The 277-nt window shown below is 64.6% G+C and carries 1 protein-coding gene; it reads left to right on the top strand.

Annotation, left to right across the window (positions count from 1 at the left end; genetic code table 11):
* Positions 1-95: 95 nt before the first annotated feature.
* A partial coding sequence (locus tag QWY28_RS23685) for a hypothetical protein (RefSeq protein ID WP_300955360.1) occupies positions 96-277 on the top strand: 182 nt, incomplete at its 3' end.

Below are 277 nucleotides of genomic sequence, written 5' to 3'. Positions count from 1 at the left end.
AATACAAGCGTATTTCCGCCGATTGCCATCTCGACATGCCCTGGATGCCGCCGGACCTGTTCACGTCGATGGCGTCGAGCGAGATGAAGGACCGCATGCCATTCGTCGTCGAGACCGACGACGGGCCGAAATGGACGGCCAAGAACGGCGCCAGCTTCGGCTACACGAACGGCGTCGGCCCGGCCGGCTCCAAGTACGTCAAGGGCAAGCATCACCGCGTCGACGTCATGGCCGGGACCGGCCTCTACGAGGACGGCGCCAAGGACATCCGCCGGGT

This window comes from Nocardioides oceani, assembly GCF_030412965.1.
GTDB classification, from domain to species: domain Bacteria; phylum Actinomycetota; class Actinomycetes; order Propionibacteriales; family Nocardioidaceae; genus Nocardioides; species Nocardioides oceani.
Note: the sequence above shows the minus strand (reverse complement) of the source record. Positions and strands in the feature narration are given on the sequence as shown.